The organism is Aquiflexum sp. (genome assembly GCF_041751335.1).
Classification (GTDB): domain Bacteria; phylum Bacteroidota; class Bacteroidia; order Cytophagales; family Cyclobacteriaceae; genus Aquiflexum.
In genome coordinates this window covers 21172-39800 of sequence record NZ_JBGSXS010000327.1, presented here as the reverse complement: position 1 = coordinate 39800, position 18629 = coordinate 21172, and the positions used below count along the sequence as shown (strand labels likewise).

Sequence of the window (18629 nt, the reverse complement as noted above, 5' to 3'; positions counted from 1 at the left end):
CTGAGGTACAAGGTCATGTTCAAAGGTTCAGGAGGGCACTCTTATGGTGCATTTGGAATAGGTAATCCCCATAATGCTTTGGCCAATGCCATTACTGATTTTGTCCCAAAGGCAGATGCATTTACCAAGGAGGGGCCTAAGACCACCTATAGTGTTTCGGTATTGGGCGGGGGTACTTCCGTCAACTCCATTCCTTTTGAATCATGGATGTTGGTGGATATGCGTTCGGAAAGTCAGGAGAAATTAAAGGACATCAATCAATTATTTTTAACTGCGATGGAAGAGGGATTGGAAAAAGAAAATGCCATTATCAGAAGAGGTGATGCTTTGAAGCTTGAAATCGAAAAAGTAGGAGACCGGCCTAGTGGAATGGCCAATCCGGATTCGCCGCTTATACAGCAGACAATGGCTATTTCAAAGTATCTATCAGGAAATGACCCAGTATTAAGTTCAGGTTCCACCAATGCCAATATTGCTTTTTCTAAAGGAATTCCTGCCGTGACAATCGGAAAGGGTGGTGTTGGTGGAGGCGCACATAGCTTAGGAGAATGGTGGATGAACAAAGACGGTTATCTGGGAATTCAGAATGGGTTGCTGTTGGTCTTGATGCAGGGAGGGATGTAGAAGGGAGAGACTAGAAGCGAGAAGTTAGAATAAAGATGAAAGAGCCAAGAACCAAGACTGAAGAAATGAAATTGATATAATAAAAAGCGGGAAGTTTTTATTCTATAACTAAAACCATTAATTTAGTTAAAATTTAAATTCTATGATTTTTAGAAATTATTCTGATTGGCTTTTCAGCCTTTTATTACTTCAATTCATGTTTGGCAATTTTGCCTGTACACAAAAAGGAAAAGATATTCAGGAAAAAGAGGGTCTTCCTGAATCAAAAATAATCAGCTTGACCATTGTAGATTCCATACAGATTTCATTTTTAGGTTATCCATGGGTTGCGGACATTTCACCCATTCAGCAGCGCATAGTTTTTATGGATCAAAAAGAATATTCAGAGGATATTTTCGTAGCTGATTTTGAAGGGAATATTTTGTTATCCTTTTCCAAGTTTGGAGATATGCCCGATAATCATGGAGGAATCCGTGCGCCTGTTTATATTTCAGGTCAGGACAGCTTATTGATGTATGGCAATAGGGGATATCTCACTTTTAATATGGAGGGAAAGCTTATTTCTTTGGTAAAGCCCAAAAATTTTACCAATCACAGCTTTGCTTTCTTTGGCATGGGGCGAAGTTTCGAAAAATTTGAAAACAAATTGCTTTATTTTGATCAGGGGTCAAGGAATGAAGATTATTCACAAATATCTCTTTACGATGATTTAAGGGTTCTCAATTGGCACATTCCGGCAAGTGGTGAAAAGGTAAATTTCAATGCACTACCGGATGAAAGTATCTTTAAATCTGGGAAACATTTTTTCAGACATTCTTGGTGGCCAGCTTTCACAATATCAGATGGGCTAATTTATGCCGTATATGGAATTGAACCCACGATCTATACTTTTGATGTCAAAGAGCCTCATCACCTTATTAATAGTATTCCTTTGAATCTAAAGGATTATGAATTGTTTCCAGGATTGAACGAATTCACTGACGATTTCAGAAAACTGGGGTTGGGTTTTGAATGGGGGAAAGTGGAAAATATCAAAAGACTGGGAGATTATTTTTTGATTTCCTATTTTTCGGGATATGACACCAAGGACAGAGATTTTAACTGGGAAAATAAAACTCAAGAAGAAGCAATCGCTTTTAGAGAATTGATGCTTAAAAAATATCCCAAAAGAATCCAAGTTACAGACTTGGACGGAAACCAACTTCTTGACTTCGCCCCTGATCACTACCATCCCGAAACCATGCTGCTCCGTGATGGACAATTGTGGGTGATGGCCAAATCCGATCCTGATGTTGAGGAAGAGTTTTTTAAGGTTTATCGGTTAGCATTAGAATAAAAAGGTTTAATTAATGGAAGTGGGTTTTGAGATACTTGAAATAAGGTAGAAATAGAATGGAAATAAAGTTGAAATATTTCCCTTCTGGTTTATTCGATCTTAATTCCATCAACGCCGTTCTTCAAATATCCAATTAAATCACTCAGCTAATCCCGAAAAAACCGGGACAAGTTATCCTTAAATATCGCAAAGCAAATATCAATTATATCGCCAAAGGCATATATCCACTTTATATCACGCAGTATATTTCAACCTTATTTTCTTTCAACCTCCCTCAAATTCTCCAATTTCTTATTCCTCAAAAATCCATTGATATCCTCGAAGTGTTCCTTGACCCGCTTATTACCAAATTCAAAAACCTTGGTTGCCAAGCCATCCAGAAAATCCCTGTCGTGGGAAACCAGGATCAGGGTTCCATCATAGGCTTTCAGGGCATCTTTGATGATGTCCTTGGTTTTCATATCGAGGTGATTGGTAGGTTCATCGAGAATCAGAAGGTTGACCGGTTCCAAAAGCAGTTTGATCATGGCAAGTCTGGTTTTTTCACCCCCTGAGAGGACTTTGACTTTTTTGTTGATATCATCCCCTTTGAACATAAAGGCGCCCAAGAGGTCCTTGATTTTGGTTCTGACCTCCCCGACGGCGATTTGGTCGATGGTGTCATACACCGTGAGGCTTTCGTCCAAAAGGGAAGCCTGATTTTGAGCAAAATAACCTATCATGGCATTGTGGCCCAATTCGCATTTCCCTTCAAATTCGATTTCACCCATGATGGCTTTGATCATGGTTGATTTTCCTTCTCCGTTTTTTCCGACAAATGCAATCTTCTGACCACTTTCAATGATCATACTGGCATCCTTGAATACCACATGGTCGCCATAAGATTTGGTCAACTCGTCGACTATGACAGGATATTTGCCAGACCTTGGTGAAGGTGGGAAACGCAATTTCAAAGCCGAAGTATCCACCTCGTCCACTTCAATGATTTCCATTTTTTCAAGCATTTTCACTCTTGACTGTACTTGCAGGGTTTTGGAATAGGTGCCTTTGAAGCGGTCGATGAATCCTTGAATATCCGCAATAGTACGCTGCTGTTCTTCGTAATGCTTCTGCTGCTGCTCCCGGCGTTCTTTTCTCAGTTCGAGGTAATGACTGTATTTGGCTTTGTAATCATAGATCCGGCCCATTGTGACTTCAATGGTCCTATTAGTGATGTTATCTACGAACGCTCTATCGTGGGAAATGACCACAACAGCTTTGGCTTTTTCCATCAAAAATTCCTCTAGCCATTGAATGGATTCTATGTCTAGGTGATTGGTTGGTTCATCCAAAAGTATAAGATCCGGTTTTTGTAAAAGGATTTTTGCCAGTTCAATCCTCATTCTCCAGCCTCCTGAAAACTCAGAGGTAGGTCTGTGGAAATCCTCTCTCACAAAGCCCAGGCCCAATAAAACCTTCTCAACTTCCGCTTCATAATTGACTTCCTCAATGGCATAGAATTTTTCGCTGAGTTCGGATACCTGTTCGATGATTTTGTAGTAATCCTCCGAATCATAATCTGTCCGCACGGTCAGTTCCTCATTGAGCCTGTCGATTTCAGTTTTCATGTCCAGGTAAGAAGCAAAAGCCTTGGCCGTTTCATCGAAAACAGAGCAGTCATCGGCAGTCAGCAAATGCTGTGGCAGGTAGGCTATGATGGCATCCTTTGGCGCAGAAACACCACCTGTTGTGGCTTTTGTTGCACCTGCGATGATTTTGAGCATGGTGGATTTGCCTGCCCCGTTTTTGCCCATCAGGGCTATTTTATCATTTTCATTGATGGAAAAGGATACATTGCTGAAAAGGGCCTGCCCGCCATGCATGACGGAGATATTGTCGATTGAAATCATGATAATAAAATTGAAGCGGCAAAGGTAAGTTTTTATTGAAATAAAGTAGAAATACGGTGGAAATATATAGGTGAAATAGGGGCGATTCTGAGATTCTGTGCGCTAGAGAGTTTTGGAAAGGTTTAGTATTTATAAAATTGGAAGATTGTAAAATTCAAAAATTGTAAAATTCGGGTTAATGGATATATGTTATTGAACGGGCGGGGCCGAATCCTCAGATATACTCCTTTCTAGCCAATACGTTGGGTACTTGGCTTTTTTCAGCGGATTTATTTGTTCTTCACCAGCCCTGAAAGGGCGGAATACCCAAGCGTTGGGTGAAGCCCAACATAAAGGGATATTAAAAAAAACCAATGTGTCCCAGGCCTGAAAGGCCGAGATAACTATCATGGTAACCCTGCAAGGTTTTTATCAATCTAAAATCTATTACTAGCTATCGGGACTAAAATCCATACTCCCATCTTGAATAGATGATTCTACTAATTTTATTGATCCTCGATAATTAAATAAATTATGTTTCGGAACAATTTTTGCATTAAATCAATAAAAAATAATCAAAAAGCTATGAATAATTATCAGAAATTAGAAAAAATGGATAGGGCTTTAAGGATGATGGAAGACCTTAAAAACAGTCAGGTAGCCATGGTGGAAAAGTCTTCAAAGCTTCAGATGGATGCAATGGAATTCAATTTCTCAGATATGGAAAAGAATATGGGGGAGTTATTCTCCAAGTTTAATGAAACTCTTGATACCATCAATGCCGAGATAGACCGCTTTAAAATCAAAAGGAATAAGTTTGAAGAAAAACACGGGTTGGATAAAGAGGAAGAGTTAAGTTCAAAAGATGAATAAATTGTTTTAAGGTTAGAAGAAAATGAATAGAAAAACCGCCTTCCTCAGTGATAATTGCGGTTTTTTTTATTCCCCTGGGAATATACTGCAATCAATGCAAATTCCAACTCTTGGATTAATTTCATTCGAATGGCAATAACAAGCCATTGCAAAATATTCCTTTTATCCGACCTGCCTAATCCTAAAAAATAGTTTTTGGCATCTGGTTTTTGTTGAAATTCATCTTCCAAGTCATGCGGAATGATCAGCGCTTCTGCTTCTTCCAAAATTGTCCATCCGCCATTTTGTTTGGCCTTTTCCAATCAGCTTCAGAATCAATAGGAGGAATGTCAAAGCTATACTTGTCCCTAATCTCTAGTTCACCACCTCGGAAGACTTTCAGAATTCCTGCTAGATAATAGTTGACGTGAAAAGTTAGGGCAGCAATAGTATTTAGTGTCCCAATCTTCTGAGTCGCCTGTACCCATGTCACTTTTTACTATTTGTTCTTTGAAATTTGTATTCGCAATCCAAAGACCGTTCAATAAGCTTCATTCAAACGATTGGCGAGATCTGCATTTCTTTCCATCTTTTGATTAGGTTATAAGTTTAGATTACAACCAAAGCTTTTTCTTTTCAAGATTTCCACTTTACATCTTGAAAGGTAGTTTCCTTACCGTTTTTTATTTTTTCAATGATGGTGATATCTCCTGTATTTTCTAAAATAATCATCTCGATATCATCTAAAGTTGAAAGTCTTTTAAGCCAGGCTGAACTATAAATTTCCTTTTCTGTATTCCTTTCCTTTTTCATAGCCTTACGCAGAAAGTTGCCCTAATAAAAAATTATGATGGACTACTGGTGATCACGGTTTTCACTGCTTTGATCCTCACAGCCAAGCACGTTAATAAAAACTGAAATCCAATAAATAAGAAAATACCAGTGACACCATTGGCAAGGGGGATGTTTTTATTGAGCGCAACTCTAGCCATAATTAACCCTAAAGCAACGGTTACAACAAAATCAAAGGCATTCATTTTTGCAAGGGTTCTTTTACTGGAAACCCTAAAAAAAACACCATAGCAATATAGGCTAAAGGTGTAATGCAGATTACCCTAATCAGGCTGTCCCAACTGTCAAACAAAATATTTTCTATTAATTTTGAGCTACTTTGCTCTTTTTGATGGTGAAAAAAAATGTGCTTCCTTTTCCCTCTTCAGATTCCAGCCATACTTCTCCCCCCATTCTTTCAATACTTTTTTTGACCATCGCCAGCCCCATACCGGTACCCTCGTATTGCTGTGGACCATTCAGACGTTTAAACAAGTTAAAAACTTCTTGTTTTTTGTTTTCTGCAATACCAATCCCATTATCTTTTATCTTAAAAGTAAAATGTGTATCTACTTCCTCCAGATTAATGGAAATAATTGGAGTTCTTTCTTCCGGAACAAATTTGAGGGCATTGGAAATTAGGTTTTGAAATACCTGAAAGAAACCTGTAGATGAACCTTTTAGGACAGGTAATTTTTCACTGGTGACTAGAGCATTTTTTTCTTCAATTTCGTTTTGAAGGATTTTTTTGACTTCTAAAAACACAATATTGAGATCTACGGTTTCGGTTGTATCCAAATTGGAAGATTGGTGATATGTCAGTAAATCGGATATCATTTTACTCAGACTATTAGCTCCATCCATGGCTATATTTAAATATTTTTGTCCAGCGGGATCCAGGCTTTCTCCATGCTTTTTATGAAGTAAGGTTAAAAATGAATTAACCATCCTTACAGGCTGTTTTAAATCATGTGAAACAGAGTAGGTGAACATGGTCATATTTTCGTTGGCGGCTTTCAGTTCTTTATTCAATGATTCAATTTCTTTATTTTTTTGCGTCAATACACGTTTATTGTTGATCAATTCGTTGTTGAGAGAGGTAAAGTCATCCAAAAAAGCTTCACTAATTTCCTTATTCTCATCTGAATTAAGGATATTGACTACTTTTTTTTCAGTTATTCTGATCTGATTTGCCTGCTCATTATTGATCTGCATGATTTCGCCCAACACTTTTTCCGTAGCGGAAATTTCATTATTTCCACAGAGCAAAACTGTTTCCTCCAATAAATAGCCTGAAAATACATAATTGAGGTGGTTGTCATTATAGCTCATGGTTAGCATTGTATTTTCCACTATTGATTTTTCCTGAATGGATAGCCAAAAACTCCCCAATTCTTTAATAGATACTGGTGAAAAAAGACTGTGCAGACCGATTGGAAGTTGAATATTTTCTAAAAAGGAGACAGTGTCCAAAGATATGTGTTCCACAATCCCATGTTTATTACAGGATAGAATTATTTTATGGTCATTAGTTGTATTTTCCATGTTATTGATTAACTAATTCATTAGCGAATGCAACAGCCTGATTGGCATTTTTGGCAAAAGCATCTGCGCCTACTTTTTTCCAGAGATTCATATTATTGAGGAATGGATAACCGCCTACCATAATTTTTAAATTTGCAAAATCATTATTACCCCTTATTTTTTTGATTAAAGTAACTGCTTTGCTCACATGGATTGGAAGGGAAACTGAAAGTGCAAGTATATCTGCCTTGTGTTCTATCAACGCTTCCATCAATTGATTATCAGGCATATTGGCGCCAAGATAATAGGTGTCCCAACCATCCATTTCAAAGAAATCAGTTACCATACGTATGCCCAATTCATGCAATTCGCCGGTAATGGAACAGGCCACCAATGTTTTCCCCTTTCGGGTGGAAGAAAAAATATGCTGGTATAATCCAGACATGATCTGTTGGGTGGCAGCCGTACAATAATGCTCGTGGGCAACTGTAATTTTATTACACTGCCACAGTCGTCCTACTTCGTATTGTGAATCTTGAAAAATGTGCTGATAAATATCTTTAATAGAAACATCCTGTTGGATCAGTTCTGTAATCAAAAGCGTTCCTTCACGCCTTTTTCCATCCAACAAATATTCCAAATACGCTATTGCTTCACTCTTTAGGGGATTGTTTTCAGTGAAATAGGAGACACTTTCTTGGGTACTTTCTTTGAGTTTTTCTTTAGCGGCTATAACGTACTCTTCCGTCGAGGATGAAAACTGTATTCCAAGGATTTCATGAATGGCTTTTTGAACAAAATCCAAATTATGGAGAAGGTCGGTCTCAGGAATATTTCTTGATTCATGGCTGCCGCCCATAGGATGTAATTGGAATACATCTCCGGGAGGTTCATAGTTAATGCTTCAGTCAAAAATTTGAGATGAAAAACTGCATCTTCATGACACCGTTGTTTGCCTTCTGCTCCGTAACGGTTTTCCAGATCGGGATTCTGATCAAAATGTAAACTAGTGATATATTTGGCCAGTTCATCTGATTTTTCCACGAGCAATTGTAAATTGGGTTCGGTCATCATTAACTGCTAATGTGTTCGTATTTCGTTAGTTCCCAACTTTTAGAGACTAGTTTCAATCCCTTGGGTATATTTTTATGAGAATCCTTTAAATGATGGCGATGCCAGTATTCAAAATCTTCTTCACTTTCCCAATAGGTAATCAAATGAATTTCAGAAGGATTATTTAAAGGACTTAAAACATCCAATCTTACAAATCCTTTGGCATGCTCCACAAATCCGGGCCGCTTTTTAAATGCATCCTTCACTTCCTTCTCCAAATCATTTTGGATTTCAAATTTACTAATTGCGGCTATCATAGACAAAATTGGTATTTATTTAAAGAAACTGATACCAGTTAATGCAGTATTCGCTCCAAATTTCTGAATATTCCTAATGTAGGGGATATTTCTCATCATAACTTGATTAATGGCAGAAATCGATCCTACTTTACTGTATATCCCTCTCACAAGGTTATGAATGGATTTAGCAGATTCAACATGCTTCAATCAGTCAGGATGGATAAATATTGATGTGTTTTAAAAACCTGCTTTTTCAATCCAAAACAAAACCAAAATTATCAACGCAAATGCAGGCATTACCACCACTCATTCATTTACTTTCAATTGGCTAGGAAAGGTGATATCACCAAAATAGCCTTTTTTTAAGATGCCGTTTTTGAGTCTGCGAAGATTCTTATTATTCACACATCATGAAGTGAAAGCGGATGTGAAAATGTCCATGATTTGGATCTGTACCTATTCAACTTTATCAAACTGGAAAAAATTGTAATATAAAAATGAGTATGAACTAGCCTCATTTTTTTGAAACAAGATTTCTTCACCCCCATCCATGGCTATGAATTCCAATCCCCCGGTTTGGGCAAGAACCGTATTTAGATAGCCATTAGGGTCAACCATCCTCAATTTCCCATTTTCCGATTTAACTTCAATTATAAATTCCCCTTCTATATCAGGGACGGGGCCACCTTCTTCATTATATCTATATTTGCCTGAAAGATTTTTTAATTGTTCGGGGTCAGATTGATATGCATCAATAATTGTAGGTTCCATGATTCCCCATCCATAGTAAGTGGAGATGGATTGCAGGATTTCATTGATCAATGGCCTGCCGTTGTCAGCATTGGTCATAATGATTACACCGTCACCCTTGTGAGCAAAGGCCATCAATTCTGTTGTAAATCCCTCATTTTTGCCACCGTGCTGGAATATCAAAGAATCAGCCTCCCATTTCAGTGCTGGCCCCAAGCCCCAATTATTTGATACGGCTGTTAACATCAATTCAATGGTTTCCTTTGATAAGATGCCATTGTCTTTTCCAGCTAAGATATCTTGAACTTCTATACAATACTTGGCCAAATCTGTCGGGGTTGTCCAAAGTCCTGCAGCGGCTTGTTCAGGGTAATTATGCCACTGACCATCGATTGGCACGCCTTTTCTATTGTAAGCAATACTGGCTGATGACTCTAAATTCACAGATAAAGGTTGTACATAGGTGCTATTGGTCATTGCCAAGGGCTGCAGGATTATATCGTGCATTACTTTTGCAAAGCCCAATCCGCTGACATCTTCAACTACTTTTTCCATGACGGTATACCCACCGCCCGAATACCTCCAAATGCTACCGGGTATAGTATCTAAAGTTACCCGTGGAGTATTTCCTTCTCCGTTCAGCACCTGAATAAGGGTAGGTAGGGGTTTGTCAACAGGATAGCCCGGAAAGCCATGTCCTGTCAATCCTGAAGTATGGGATAGTATTTTTTTCAGCGTAACTTTTTCAGTTTTGGTGTAGTCATTGTAGGGGATTTTCCAATCCCTTAGATAAGTATTGACATCCTGATCTAGGTCAAGTACTCCTTCCTCGGCCAATTTCAAAACTGACAGTGCAGCCAATGGTTTGCTAATAGATCCTGCCTGAAAGAGCGTGTTGTTAGTGACTTCAACTTTCTCATTGGACACTTTATTTGATATTCCATAGCCTTTGGCCCAGTGTAATTTCCGATCCTTTATCACCGCTATACTCAACCCCGGCACCTTATAATGGTCCATTCGCTTCGATAGCGTGTGTTTTGTTGGCAAGTTTCCATCAATTTGAATAGTCGTAATAAGACCACTTTCGATCTCTTCTATTTCTGCATTCAGTGAATTATCGATCTCACTAGCACAAGCAGTGAAAAAAAGTAAGGCAATTAAAAGAAGTGAATAATTGGTTTTCATTAGTTGATGTAATTAAGGAGATCGTTTGGCTATTTATTCTATACTGCAATTTTTGGATTATTTGAATATCTTAAAGCTATCACTATCTCTTTAATATTCAAATAAACTATTATGTAATTGTTTTCGCAATTAGCGAATGAATCTTAGATAAATTCCCGCTCCCCATGCTATAGACCAAGCAATAACTGGCCAAGATATTTTTTTCCAATAAAGTACAAACATCAGCACCAGCAGGATGGAGGTAATTGTAAATCCATGTATATAATATTGCCCGAAAATACCTGCAAATCTATTTATTGACTCTTTATCACAGCCCAAATTAAAGAAGATTGTCAGGGTCAGTAATATTTGGTAGTATTTGCTTTTTTTCACAATAGCGCTTAAAGTTTCATTTCAAGCCCCCATTGCACGCTAAATTCCAGACGGCATAATTCATACTTCCCAATACTAAGATTTAAATGACAGATTATAGCATGATGGGACGAAGGGGATTATCACCTTCCCAAGAACCTATGGTTTTGTATGGAATAAAATTGGCAAAAAGCTCCTCGCTGTACCAGCCTAGGCTCCGGGTTTTTTGGATCACTTCGATATGGAATTTGGAGCGGTAGGCATAATTTCGCATAGATTCTTCGTCTTCCCAAAGGCTGAATGTTGCTTGCATCAGCCATGGATATTCTCCGATCCCGATGGAGAAAATCGATCCGTCCCGGTCGTCCATATTTTTGCTGACCGAGGGCACATAGCTCCAGAATTTTCTTAAAAAACGAAATTTGATCCGGGCCCGGGTGATCACTGCAATCGGACCGGATTGGTAGGGTTGGATGGTTTCGAAAGGATTCCGGCCGGACCATGTTCCATGAACTTTGCTTGTTTTCATGTAAATAGTCCAGAATTCGGTGGCGCGTCTTTGAAAACCCGAGAAATGTTTGGACTCATCAAAATACCTTACAGCAGCTTCTTCTGATTCCCAAACTGCCAACAGGGTGTATACATTGACGTTGAGCATTTTGGAAAAGCCATTTTTCCCGCCGCTTCCCATCAGCTTAAAGAATTCCAAGCCTTGTACTTTTTTATAGTCTTTGATGGATTTTTGCATTTGAGCAAAAATCCAGAATGCCTGCATCCCCTCAAATCGAAAAAGGGTAAAAGTGATGACTTGTTGTTTTGTGATTGTGGATAAGTCCATTGGAAAAGCAGTTCAGGAAATTATTGAAAAGAGATAGATCCGAATCGTCTAAAGGATTAACTAAAAATTTTAATTTTGGTTGTAATGTTTAACCCATCCAAATTTCATCTGTCTTATGTGACTTGGTCACTATGGCAAAAGTACACCTCGAAAGAAAAAGCTTGTGAAGCCGTACGATCAATATCCCTATCTACTTCTTTAACTTGGCAACTTAAATTGCCTGAGAATTGTGCTTCGACTTGTATTTCAGAAAGAGATAAATGTGGAAGAATTTACTCAAATTGAGTCAATTTTGTTACTTCTTTTCTTCTACAATTATTAGATCGGACAGATTTTTTATAGATATTCGGGGTGAAAAGTTGAATTCTATTATTTACTTTTCATAAAGACTGAAAGGAATAATTTTTGTTCCATTTACAATAACAACCTTAAAAACATCATGGCAGAAATAAAAATAGAGAAAAAAATGCCTATGTGGCCGTGGATACTATTGATCTTAGTAGTCATTGGTATATTGGTATACTTATTTGCCTTTAGTGGTGATGAAGTTGACAATAGACAAGATGATAGGACTGAGCAAACATCTGAACAATCTTCAGATACAAGGCAGGTCGCTCCGAATAATTCGACAGTAGGCGCCTATGTAAGTTTTATAAAAGAGGATCCAGATCAGATGGGTCTTGATCATGATTTTACCAATGAGGCCCTTTTAAAATTAACAAATGCTACCAGTGCAATGGCAGATGAAATTGGCTACGACATCCAAAAGGATTTAGAAGAGGTAAGAACTCACACAGATAAGATTACCAAAGACCCTTATGAAACTACTCATGCCAATTCCATCAGAAAATCAGCAGAAATTCTAGCAAATGTATTACAGAATATGCAACAGAAAGCTTTTCAGGGCTTGGCTAGTGAAGCCAACGAAGTAAAAAATGCAGCAACGGCAATTGACCCTGATGTGCTTACTTTAGACCAAAAAGGAGATGTCAAAAATTTCTTCAGAGAGTCTGCTGATTTGCTGGAAAAAATGAACAATAACTCACCACAAATGTAAAGTCATGCCAGAAAACAATAAAAATCTTTATTACCTAGATGATCTTTCCGGTTATAAAGTAGCCTCGAATGATAGTGATGTCAGAGGATGGGAAATAATAGATGCCGATAACCGAACAGTAGGAAAAGTGGATGGCTTGTTGGCAAATAAAGAAACCAAACGGGTGATCTATCTGGATATAGAAGTAGATAAATCCTTGATTGAGGATGGTCATGAGGTTTATAATAAATCTGCCAACGAAGGAGTGCATGAATTTGTGAACAAAGAAGGAGAAAATCACCTGATCATTCCCATAGGGTTGGTCAGACTTGATGATGAAAATGAAAAAGTGCTCACTGATGAGATCAATCACGATACTTTTGCCAAAACCAAAAGATTTATTAAAGGAGCGAAATTGGACCGTAATTATGAATTAACAGTTTATAAAAATTATTTCCCGGAAAAAGGGGGTAACGAAGATGACCTGAAAGACGACAAATTTTATGATCGTCAGGAGTTTAATAGATAGAGTGATTAAAGGTAAGCTATTCCTTAAATAAAAAAACCGGGAAATGAAAAATTCAATTCCCGGTTTTTTTATTTAATGGTTAGAGGGAAAAAATTTTGCGGATTTCCCGAAGCGAAGATATCCTATGAAATTTGGCAATAATAGACGGGCAAAATTTCATCACTCTGACTTCAGCATATTAGCTGTGCCAGGATGATTTAATAGTAGGGCAATTTGAACAAAATTTTCACAACCTTTATTTTTCTGTCTCAATTTTTTTGAAAAAATCAACCAACGCTTCCAAGGTTAAACCCTGTTGTTCTTCTAAATCAATTTGGGCTTTATCATCAGTTAATAATTTACCTAAATATCCAAACTGAGAATGATTCCCGCCTTTGAGTTCTATCAAAGAAGCGCTTTTTGGTAGCTTATCTTTATTTTCCATTACCTCTGAAACACTCGCTAATCCATCAAATTCTCCATAGAGCTTAATTGTAGGCAAGGTCCTGTTTGATAAGTCAAAATCTCTCGGATGGGACGTTCCCAATAAGAAAAGTCCCTTCATCAAATTTGGGTTTTCAAATACGAATTGGGATGCCATTTTGGCTCCTTGAGAATGTCCGCCGATGATGTAATTTCCATTTTTGAGCTCGAACATGGACTCAATTTTTTTGTAATCCCATAGTGGCATTCTCCAATTCATTTTTATAAGATGACAAGTGAACCCATTTTCAGCAATTTTTCTACAAAGAGGTCCATATGCTTTTGGATCCGTCAATCCACCTTGAAAGAATATAATCTCATTTTGATAACTTGAATTGTTTGATATAAAAGTGATCTTATCACTCGATTTTATAACCGTCACATTATCATCGTCAGCGAAAGTTATTTCCGGTAAATTTCTCGATTGATAGGTTGTCCAATTCCAAATGAAAAATATTGTAATCAGGCTAAACCAAACTATTCTAAAAATATTCCTTTTTTTAATTTTCATAAACTAAAGTGAAAAAAACCGCCCCAAATTCCTCAGAGCGGTTTCTTTTATTTTTTTAAATCTATTCCCAATAGCTTATTGGACTTCAATCTAAAATCTAAAATCTAAAATCTAAAATCTTCAATCTAAAATCAAACCTCAACACCCAATACCTTCGCCATCACCGCACCTATCTCAGCGGGGCTTTCGGCTACGTGGATGCCGTTTTCGGCCAAGATTCTCATTTTAGCGGCAGCAGTGTCATCTGCACCGCCGATGATCGCTCCGGCGTGTCCCATCCTACGTCCGGGAGGTGCTGTCTGTCCTGCGATAAATCCTACCACAGGCTTTTTATTTCCGTTTTCTCTGATCCATTTGGCTGCATCAGCTTCATAATTTCCTCCGATTTCACCGATCATCACGATAGCATCTGTCTCAGGATCTTCCATCAGAAGTTGAACAGCTTCTTTGGTAGAGGTTCCTATGATCGGATCTCCCCCGATTCCTATGGCGGTGGAAACTCCCATTCCTGCTTTGGCAACCTGATCTGCCGCTTCATAGGTTAGCGTTCCTGACTTGGAGACAATTCCGATTCTGCCTTTTTTGAAAACAAAACCTGGCATGATGCCCACTTTGGCTTCTCCCGGAGTAATAACGCCCGGGCAGTTAGGTCCAATTAATACAGCACCTTTTGCCTTGATGTAAGGTTTGGCTTTCATCATGTCAGAAACAGGGATACCTTCTGTGATGGCAATGATTACCTTGATACCAGCCTCTGCTGCTTCCATAATGGCATCAGCGGCAAATGCCGGCGGTACAAAAATAATGGAAGTATTTGCGCCTGTTTTGGTCACAGCCTCTTCGACAGAATTAAAAACCGGCTTTTCAAGATGAATAGTGCCACCTTTTCCAGGAGTCACTCCTCCAACCACATTGGTACCGTATTCTATCATTTGTTGCGCATGGAAAGAACCTTCCGACCCTGTAAAGCCTTGCACAATCACTTTGGAATCCTTATTGACTAAAACACTCATGTATCGTTATTTAAAGTTTGGACAAAATTAAAAGAATAAGCCCTATGACAAAAAGAATTGAGAAACAATATCCATTTAATTTATACTATCCATATCTTTTTATAATTTAGATGGCATCTAATCCGCCACATGCAGAGAAAATTACTCTTTTGTTTCTTCTTTTTGTCTTTCCAAATTGGGTTTGCCCAATCATTCCTTTTCAACAATCAGATCAAAGGTGTGGATTTGCCCACTGAAATGATTTCCGAAGTGGTTCAGGATAATAAGGGATTGATTTGGTTTAATACCGCTCAGGGCATTTATTTTTCTGATGGGTTTTTCACTTATCAGATTCCTGATTCTATACAGAACAAATTAGCCAATCAGGTCAAATTGACAAAGGGTGAGGATGATAAAATTTGGATAAATAATGCTATTGGAAACCAAAAAGTATTCAGCTTTTATAATAATGTTTGGGAGGAAATAGAAATACCCAAAATAACCAATGATGAATTGAACAAGAATTACTTTAGGTTTTCCAATAATAATTTTCGGGGGAGAGAGATACGATTTTTCATAAGCGAGAAGCAAATAGTTTTTGGTTTTCCCGAAACTATGAATTGGAAAACTTTCTCTTACAACTTTGAAGAACTTGGGGAATACACCGCTTCATTTAGCTCGGAAGAATCCATTTTATTGTTTTTCAGAAAAGAGACTTTGGTATATCAAAATGGAGAATTATCAAAATTTAAATTTGAAGGCATGTCATTTCCTTCTCCCGTACATCATTTGGCTTTTGATAAGGAGCAAAAATCCTATTATTTTTTAGGTAAAGATTTTCTTGCTGTTGGGAATTCAATTAACACGCCTGCAATAATTGTAGCAGAGGGTTTTGTCAGGGATATTTTCAGTCTGACGGATTTCAGTAACCTTCAGATTTTTGAAAATGAGGTTTACTTCACTTACAATTCCCAATTATATAAATACGACTCTACATCAGGGGCGGTTTTGGAGATAGATGCATACAATACCCTGAAAGCCTACCATATTGTTAATTTTCTGATTGACAGAGAAGGGATTATTTGGATTACCAGCCACAGGGGATTGGTAAATATTAATTCATTGAGGTTTTTGAATTATGATTCCAACTCACTTTTGGATGATGAGGTATCAGCAATTATTAATCTAGATGAAGGCGCGTATTTGTTGGGCTTTAACAATGGGCTTCAATATTTGTGCAAGGATGACTACAGGACACTTTTGGGTGATAAATCGAGCATTGGCCATCCCAAAACCAGGATCACTAATTTTCACAGAGACAAAGAGGGTATTGTTTGGTTTTCTTCCAACTTGTTAGGTTTGGGAAGATTTGATCCAATAACTTTTGATTTGGAGTTCCAATCCAGCCCAGATCAGGAATTTGTAAATGCGGTAAAAGCCATAGGAGACAGTTTGTTGATTGTGGTCAGGGAAAAGATTTTCCTTTCTTCAATTTACAATAGAAAAGGTCGGCATTTTCAACATGAAATCACAGATGAGATTTTAAAGCAAATTAATCAAACAAAAATATTTGCAAGAACTGCAGGTAGACTAAGCGATGGTAGGTTGATTTTGATGAAAGGAGGTAACATGCAGGATCATAGCACTATTACTGAAAATAATCAGGTCATCAGCACGGTTGGTTATAGTTTTTTAGAGGACAATGGATGTTTAATTTTGGGAACAGAAACAGGCCTCAAAAAATACTGTGATGGAGTCTTGGATTTTTATAGAATTAATGGTGAAAAAATAATTCGACCGGTTTTTGCCTTGCTCAAGGATTCAAAAGGATTTATTTGGGTTGGAACCGATACTGGAGTTTTTCGGATCAAAGACAATAAAATGGTACAGTTCAATGAGGAAAACGGATTGGTAGGTTCGGAGGTGAATAGAGGGGCATTCTTGGAGGGAGAAGATGGAAATATCTGGATTGGGACCAGTAAAGGATTATCGGTTTTTATTCCTGAGGAACACAAAGAGCGGAATTTCATGCCTTTGGTAGTGATTCTGTCAACCCAAGTTATCGGGACAGAAAACAAACCTTTTGATTTAAGGAACATACCATTTTCCAACAATAACATACAGATTTCTTATCAAGCCGTCAGTTTTATCCAACCAAATAATTTGGTGGTGCGGTACAAGCTAAATGGACTCAATGATGAATGGGTTGAACTTGTCAATCCAACAAATAACAACCTCTACTTTAACAACCTCCCTCCGGGGGAGTATCAGCTTCAATTACAGGCAGGTATTGAAGGGAATGATCTTTCTGAAATTGTCTATTCTGAATCCTTTAGGGTGTTGAGTCCAATTTATCTTCAGATATGGTTTATAATTATCTTATTGATTATTTTTCTTTTGATAGGCTTTCTTTTAAATACATTGCTCAATTCACTTAGGAAACAAGGGATTTTAATTAGAGCAGTTGATGAAAAAAACCAGCAGGTAGTCAATACTGAAGATCAGTTCAAAAACGTCTGGGAAAGTTCAAAAGATGGATTATTGCTTTCAGACGAAGATGGTAAAATAGTAGCCATCAATCCAAGTCTGATTCAATTAGCCGGGATACATTCAGATCAATTGGTTAATGCTTCTTTGGGGAAATTATTTGAAGATCCGGATTTCTATAAACAGAACAAACCTACTGTTGCAAAATCCATCAACGAACCAGACAGTAAAGGGAGTCTTTTTGAAATGACGGTTCCATTTAGAACAGGGATCAAGGAAATAGAGTTGTTTGTTATCAAACTCCAGTCTGAATTTGAAGGTAAAAAAGTGAACCTCTCTGTATTTAGGGATATCACAGCCAAAAAAGCTTATGAAGTCGGACTCCAACTGGCCAAAGAAAAAGCCGAGGAAGCCAACAGACTTAAATCCAATTTCCTTTCAAATATAAGTCATGAGATTAGGACGCCTCTAAACGGTATCTTGGGTAGTACAGAAAATATCATACTTCAACGAAAACAAGATGAGGAGCTAGTGTCTCAACTTGAGATCATCCAAGAGTCAGGAGAAAGGCTTTTGAGTACAATCAACAGTATTTTAGACCTATCCAAGCTTGAGGCGCAAAAGATGGAGGTGGTGTATAAAGAAACCAATATCAACGAATTTTTGGCAAAAATCCTTTTACCCTTAAAAGGAATGGCAATGAGAAAAGGGCTCTTGATATCCACTAAATATGAAACTCAGCCCTTGGTAGGTCTGATTGATCAAAGGTACTTTGAAATGATTCTCAATAACCTTGTAAGTAATGCTATAAAATATTCCAATGAAGGTATGATTACTGTCAAGTTGAAAAGTGTTGGAGACAGCCTTGAGTTGGAGGTAATAGATAATGGCATCGGGATGAGCGAAGATTTTCAGAAAAAACTTTTTAGCCCTTTTGAGCAGGAAAGTAACGGTTACATTCGGAATTTTGAAGGGACCGGCCTTGGATTGACAATCACTAAAAACCTTATTAATCTACTGGGAGGCAGCATTATTATAGAAAGTGCCAAAGATAAAGGTACAAAGACCAAAGTAATACTGCCTTTAGGTAAAAAATGATTT

The 18629-nt window shown here is 37.8% G+C and carries 18 protein-coding genes; 6 read left to right on the top strand and 12 right to left on the bottom strand.

Features of this window, described 5'->3' with window-relative positions:
* Together ACEW8U_RS18445 and ACEW8U_RS18440 are read left to right on the top strand one after the other, a co-directional pair.
* The coding region (locus ACEW8U_RS18445; protein WP_373523532.1) for a peptidase dimerization domain-containing protein at positions 1-624 on the top strand (624 nt) is incomplete at its 5' end.
* Positions 625-766: 142 nt separating this feature from the next.
* The gene (locus ACEW8U_RS18440) at positions 767-1960 is read left to right on the top strand and encodes a hypothetical protein (RefSeq protein ID WP_373523531.1); all 1194 of its coding nucleotides are present in this window, start codon (positions 767-769) and stop codon (positions 1958-1960) included.
* A 254-nt stretch (positions 1961-2214) separates the two neighbouring features.
* Here ACEW8U_RS18440 and ACEW8U_RS18435 read toward each other — a convergent pair whose 3' ends face one another.
* Positions 2215-3849 (bottom strand): ABC-F family ATP-binding cassette domain-containing protein, encoded by a 1635-nt coding sequence (locus ACEW8U_RS18435; RefSeq protein ID WP_373523530.1) that lies wholly within the window; start codon positions 3847-3849, stop codon positions 2215-2217.
* Between the two features lie 564 nt (positions 3850-4413).
* Between ACEW8U_RS18435 and ACEW8U_RS18430 the strand changes: the two genes are divergently transcribed.
* Positions 4414-4701 (top strand): hypothetical protein, encoded by a 288-nt coding sequence (locus ACEW8U_RS18430; protein WP_373523529.1) that lies wholly within the window; start codon positions 4414-4416, stop codon positions 4699-4701.
* A 44-nt stretch (positions 4702-4745) separates the two neighbouring features.
* Here ACEW8U_RS18430 and ACEW8U_RS18425 read toward each other — a convergent pair whose 3' ends face one another.
* From ACEW8U_RS18425 to ACEW8U_RS18385, 9 genes are all read right to left on the bottom strand, one after another.
* Positions 4746-5003 carry a YdeI/OmpD-associated family protein gene (locus ACEW8U_RS18425; RefSeq protein ID WP_373523528.1) on the bottom strand — a complete coding sequence of 86 codons (258 nt, stop codon included), beginning with the start codon at positions 5001-5003 and terminating at the stop codon, positions 4746-4748.
* A 313-nt stretch (positions 5004-5316) separates the two neighbouring features.
* The gene (locus ACEW8U_RS18420) at positions 5317-5493 is read right to left on the bottom strand and encodes a hypothetical protein (RefSeq protein ID WP_373523527.1); all 177 of its coding nucleotides are present in this window, start codon (positions 5491-5493) and stop codon (positions 5317-5319) included.
* 32 nt (positions 5494-5525) lie between these two features.
* On the bottom strand, positions 5526-5717 hold the full coding sequence (locus ACEW8U_RS18415) for a hypothetical protein (RefSeq protein WP_373523526.1): 192 nt from the start codon (positions 5715-5717) through the stop codon (positions 5526-5528).
* A 118-nt stretch (positions 5718-5835) separates the two neighbouring features.
* On the bottom strand, positions 5836-7056 hold the full coding sequence (locus ACEW8U_RS18410; RefSeq protein ID WP_373523525.1) for an ATP-binding protein: 1221 nt from the start codon (positions 7054-7056) through the stop codon (positions 5836-5838).
* A gap of 1 nt (position 7057) precedes the next feature.
* Positions 7058-7894, bottom strand: coding sequence for a B12-binding domain-containing protein (locus tag ACEW8U_RS18405; protein ID WP_373523524.1), 837 nt, complete (start codon positions 7892-7894; stop codon positions 7058-7060).
* Between the two features lie 214 nt (positions 7895-8108).
* Entirely contained in the window at positions 8109-8405 is a 297-nt protein-coding gene (locus tag ACEW8U_RS18400; RefSeq protein ID WP_373523523.1) for an antibiotic biosynthesis monooxygenase, read from the bottom strand.
* Positions 8406-8843: 438 nt separating this feature from the next.
* Entirely contained in the window at positions 8844-10322 is a 1479-nt protein-coding gene (locus tag ACEW8U_RS18395; RefSeq protein WP_373523522.1) for a serine hydrolase domain-containing protein, read from the bottom strand.
* A 129-nt stretch (positions 10323-10451) separates the two neighbouring features.
* Positions 10452-10694 carry a hypothetical protein gene (locus tag ACEW8U_RS18390; RefSeq protein WP_373523521.1) on the bottom strand — a complete coding sequence of 81 codons (243 nt, stop codon included), beginning with the start codon at positions 10692-10694 and terminating at the stop codon, positions 10452-10454.
* A 94-nt stretch (positions 10695-10788) separates the two neighbouring features.
* Positions 10789-11511 carry a spheroidene monooxygenase gene (locus tag ACEW8U_RS18385; RefSeq protein ID WP_373523520.1) on the bottom strand — a complete coding sequence of 241 codons (723 nt, stop codon included), beginning with the start codon at positions 11509-11511 and terminating at the stop codon, positions 10789-10791.
* A 439-nt stretch (positions 11512-11950) separates the two neighbouring features.
* Here ACEW8U_RS18385 and ACEW8U_RS18380 point away from each other — a divergent pair, with 439 nt between their 5' ends.
* Positions 11951-12568 carry a hypothetical protein gene (locus ACEW8U_RS18380; RefSeq protein WP_373523519.1) on the top strand — a complete coding sequence of 206 codons (618 nt, stop codon included), beginning with the start codon at positions 11951-11953 and terminating at the stop codon, positions 12566-12568.
* Positions 12569-12572: 4 nt separating this feature from the next.
* Entirely contained in the window at positions 12573-13076 is a 504-nt protein-coding gene (locus ACEW8U_RS18375; RefSeq protein ID WP_373523518.1) for a PRC-barrel domain-containing protein, read from the top strand.
* A 235-nt stretch (positions 13077-13311) separates the two neighbouring features.
* Here the strand turns inward: ACEW8U_RS18375 and ACEW8U_RS18370 are convergent, their stop codons facing one another.
* A complete protein-coding gene (locus ACEW8U_RS18370) occupies positions 13312-14049 on the bottom strand; it encodes an alpha/beta hydrolase (RefSeq protein ID WP_373523517.1) in 738 nt (245 codons plus the stop codon).
* A 131-nt stretch (positions 14050-14180) separates the two neighbouring features.
* A complete protein-coding gene (gene sucD, locus ACEW8U_RS18365) occupies positions 14181-15062 on the bottom strand; it encodes a succinate--CoA ligase subunit alpha (protein ID WP_373523516.1) in 882 nt (293 codons plus the stop codon).
* 129 nt (positions 15063-15191) lie between these two features.
* On the opposite strand from sucD, the gene ACEW8U_RS18360 reads away from it, so the two are divergent.
* The gene (locus ACEW8U_RS18360) at positions 15192-18626 is read left to right on the top strand and encodes an ATP-binding protein (protein WP_373523515.1); all 3435 of its coding nucleotides are present in this window, start codon (positions 15192-15194) and stop codon (positions 18624-18626) included.
* Positions 18627-18629: the final 3 nt, after the last annotated feature.